Source organism: Xenorhabdus griffiniae (assembly GCF_015163655.1).
Classification (GTDB): Bacteria; Pseudomonadota; Gammaproteobacteria; order Enterobacterales; family Enterobacteriaceae; genus Xenorhabdus; species Xenorhabdus griffiniae.
Window position 1 is genome coordinate 1 of record NZ_JADEUF010000196.1, and the last position, 3,390, is coordinate 3,390.

The 3,390-nt window shown below is 32.9% G+C and carries 5 protein-coding genes and 1 pseudogene; 2 read left to right on the forward strand and 4 right to left on the reverse strand.

Annotated features, from left to right (window positions below; genetic code table 11):
- The first annotated feature begins 117 nt into the window (after nt 1–117).
- Both IQ211_RS20275 and IQ211_RS18480 read left to right on the forward strand, forming a co-directional pair.
- Nucleotides 118–207: a hypothetical protein gene (locus IQ211_RS20275; protein ID WP_399478120.1), complete on the forward strand. Its 90-nt coding sequence runs from the start codon at nt 118–120 to the stop codon at nt 205–207.
- 17 nt (nt 208–224) lie between these two features.
- On the forward strand, nt 225–1,127 hold the full coding sequence (locus IQ211_RS18480) for a hypothetical protein (RefSeq protein ID WP_189759756.1): 903 nt from the start codon (nt 225–227) through the stop codon (nt 1,125–1,127).
- A 124-nt stretch (nt 1,128–1,251) separates the two neighbouring features.
- On the opposite strand, the pseudogene IQ211_RS18485 reads toward IQ211_RS18480, so the two are convergent.
- The 4 genes and pseudogenes from IQ211_RS18485 to IQ211_RS18500 all read right to left on the reverse strand — a co-directional run.
- Nucleotides 1,252–1,425, reverse strand: a pseudogene (locus IQ211_RS18485) (hypothetical protein); the annotation flags it as partial.
- 194 nt (nt 1,426–1,619) lie between these two features.
- Complete coding sequence (gene aphA, locus IQ211_RS18490) at nt 1,620–2,333, reverse strand: acid phosphatase AphA (protein ID WP_189759758.1); 714 nt, start codon at nt 2,331–2,333, stop codon at nt 1,620–1,622.
- A 149-nt stretch (nt 2,334–2,482) separates the two neighbouring features.
- Entirely contained in the window at nt 2,483–3,019 is a 537-nt protein-coding gene (locus tag IQ211_RS18495; RefSeq protein ID WP_193836447.1) for a type 2 periplasmic-binding domain-containing protein, read from the reverse strand.
- A gap of 35 nt (nt 3,020–3,054) precedes the next feature.
- Nucleotides 3,055–3,390: LysR family transcriptional regulator (locus IQ211_RS18500; RefSeq protein WP_228011618.1), on the reverse strand; the 336-nt coding region annotated here is incomplete at its 5' end.

Genomic DNA, 3,390 nt, shown 5'->3' on the forward strand with positions numbered 1-3,390 from the left:
GATCCCTTTAACTGCACAACAAGAGGGACAGGTCACATCAATCTTTGCCATCTGAATGTTCTCCAAATAGGCATACTATACATGATTCAATAAATTGATGTCACGACCCAACGTGAAATAGTAGAAAACAAAACCCAAGTAACTAATTCAGATAAGAATAAAGCACAGCGCAAAGAACTTGTCGATAGTCTGCTTATCCGAAAATAAAAAATTGAGTTACAACAATGATAAAATTTAATTATTGGTTAGCAATGTTTTCATTTTTTGCTTTTGCCACATTTTCAGAAAGTTCTTTTGCTAATATAAAAAAATCAGTAACATTAAAACTGAATTTTAATGAATATTCTGTCCCTTATTCAACATTTATAATTGATGGTCAACCAGTATATGCAATGGTTGATACCGGCTCCTCTATGGGATTTCACCTTTATGAATCTCAGATAAATAAAATAAAAGGACTTAAAAAAGAAAATACTTATTACAGTACAGATTTAACCGGAGAAATTCAGGGGAACATAAAGTATCTGGCTCACTCTATTGACGTAAATAATATGATCTTTAAAGATGTGATCGTAACTCCATTTAAGCAATGGGGGCTATTGGTTTATAACAAAGGAAAATTACCAAATACACCTGTTGTAGGCCTCGGCGCTTTTAAAGATAGACAGATAACACTGGATTATATATCTAATACATTAACTATAGCGGATAGTATTACTGGTAAAAAGAAGAAGGTTCCAAAAGGTTTTACAGAATTTCCTTTCCAAATATCCTCTGAAGGAATGATGTTTTATGTCGAGCAATCCAGCCATAAATACCGTGTGATTCTGGATACGGGGGCTACAGTCTCTATAATATGGCGTGAGAGACTTAAGTCTTACACACCTATAAGCTGTCTCTCGGTTAATCCGCAAATGGATAACAAAGGATGTGAAGCTACAATGCTCACAATGAAATCGACAACTGGAAAACTGGAGCAGTTTAGCGCAGTTATTGTTGATGGGCATTTTCAACATATGGGAAAAATTGACGGCATTATAGGAAACAGCTTCCTTAGAAACCGAAAAATAATTATAGATTTTAAAAATAAGAAGGTTTTTATTTCTGATGAGCATCGGAAAGAATGAAAATTTAATCTATTGTGTCGAAACTCTGCAACACAAAAGATAAAGATGGCTTAGTGAAATTACAAAAAAGCCACTGCAAATTCAATCACAGTGGCTTATATGAACAAATCTCAACTAAGAAAAATTACAGTGCAGCGATAGTCTCTTTCTGCGTCAGTAACTTCTCTTTTGCGGCATTGTTGGTCGCCAGGCGTTCGCGCTCTTTGGCAACAACGGCTTCGGGTGCAGGGATGACAAAACCTTCGTTAGCCAGTTTGGTTTCAATACCGCTGATCTCTTTATCCAGACGAGCCAGTTCTGTATTGTCATCTCTAAATAGCGTTTCAAAATGATAGGAGTATTCCTTACCCCGCGCTCCGCGCGGGGTAAGGAACGCCAACATCTGATACTCTCAGTATTATGAAAACCTATTTAGATACCAGTTACAGAATTGGTTCCGTGTGAATTTGTAAAGAATGTTCGCGGCGATGTCGAATATAAAATGCCATCAAGTTAATAATCAGATTTAATAATTACCTCTTCTCCAAATTTTCCAGCTTTGGGCAAGGGTTGATAAGATGAATTTGATGCCCTCAAGATACGAATGCCGCGAATATTTGATTCATGAGCTGCTATAATATCTTCATCAGCATCTCCATAATATATTTCCAATTTGTATTTTTTTATCCAACTTGCTTTGTCATTCTTATTTTTATCATCACCTGCAAAAATGACGGAATGCATTTTACTATCAGAAATATGCATCATCTTTTGTATCTGTTTAGTAATGGATTCTATTTTCGTTTCTGTACGACCAGTGATGAAATAAATATCATCACCTCGTTTTTTATGCATCTTAATTAGTTCAATGCCTATTTTTTTAGGCATACTGAATTTATTCCATTCATTGTTCATTTTTTCCCAAAACTGTTGATTTTTTAGATAACTTTCATCATTGGGTGAATACTCTATCTTTCCTCGATAAAAACCTGGGCTAGAAAATATTACCGTATCATCAATATCAAATCCAACAGCTATTGGGGGTTTTCCTTCCAGGCTTTTTTCTATTTGCCTAACTGAAACCCAATGTACAGTATGGCATAGGGGCAAATCAGTTGAATTTACTCCAGATTCAACTTGATCAAGAGTAAAGACTTTTGCTTGCAATACATCATTGAAACCCAAAATGAGTATAATTGAGGTGAGTGCCGCTGTTAATTTATTCATGATTGTTCCTTATTTATATATCCCATTATGGTATATACGCATTAAACTTCAGGTTGCAATTTATAACACGATATGAAATCTGATTTCTCCCCGCTTCGCGCGGAGAAATCACACGCATCTTGAAGTTAGATTGGTATATACTCAATAAATTAGATCATTAAATTACAAAACTCTAACTCTCTTCTCTTTAAATAATAAAGATAGCTAGATGATTTAGACTGGAAAATATTATTAGGGATAAGTTTTACATCAGTATTTTTTAGACATCTAAAGTTCAATTTTGAACTATTTATTATAGAATATCCAACATCAGAGCAAATGAAATCTATAATGTTGTTAATTTCTGGAATAATTAATATTTGAGTGTTGATCTTATGTTTTTTCCTATATTCCAATAAGTAGAAAAATAATGGAATGTTTTTTGATTCAGAATGGATAATCATCTTTTCGTTACGAATTATATTACTCAATGAGTTATTTTTATCGAAAATTTTCTTTGAAGAAATAAAAAAATTAGTTTCATGGTCATACTTTTTAAAAGAAATTCTCTCTAGTCCATCTTCTATTGGTGGATGAGTTGAGACAAAAACATCTAATTCTCCTGAAAGGAGTTTACTACAATGTTCCCCAAATTGATATCTTTCACTTATAAAATCAATTTTTCCGTTCTCAATTATTTGGTTCATCAATCTTTCAAATAATTTATTGTAACCATCTGTTCCTACTTTAAGTTCTTTTTTTTTTTACTTTGTAAAAAACGTGATCTTATGCTCTCTACATTATCACGTATAGGTAATAAATATTTGTATAAGTTTTCTCCTTGTGCCGTTAAAGTTGCTCCTTTATTAGAACGATTGAATAGTTTAACCTCCAATATTTCTTCTATGTCAGAAATACTTTTGCAAAGCGCTGGGGGGCTTATATGAATTCTTTTAGAGGCATTTTTGAAAGATCCACATTCTACAACACTAAAAAAATGATTTATTTTTTTTGATAAAATCATAACAACTCCATTTATATGTGACAACATAAAATTAACAATCTTGAGGCTATATTG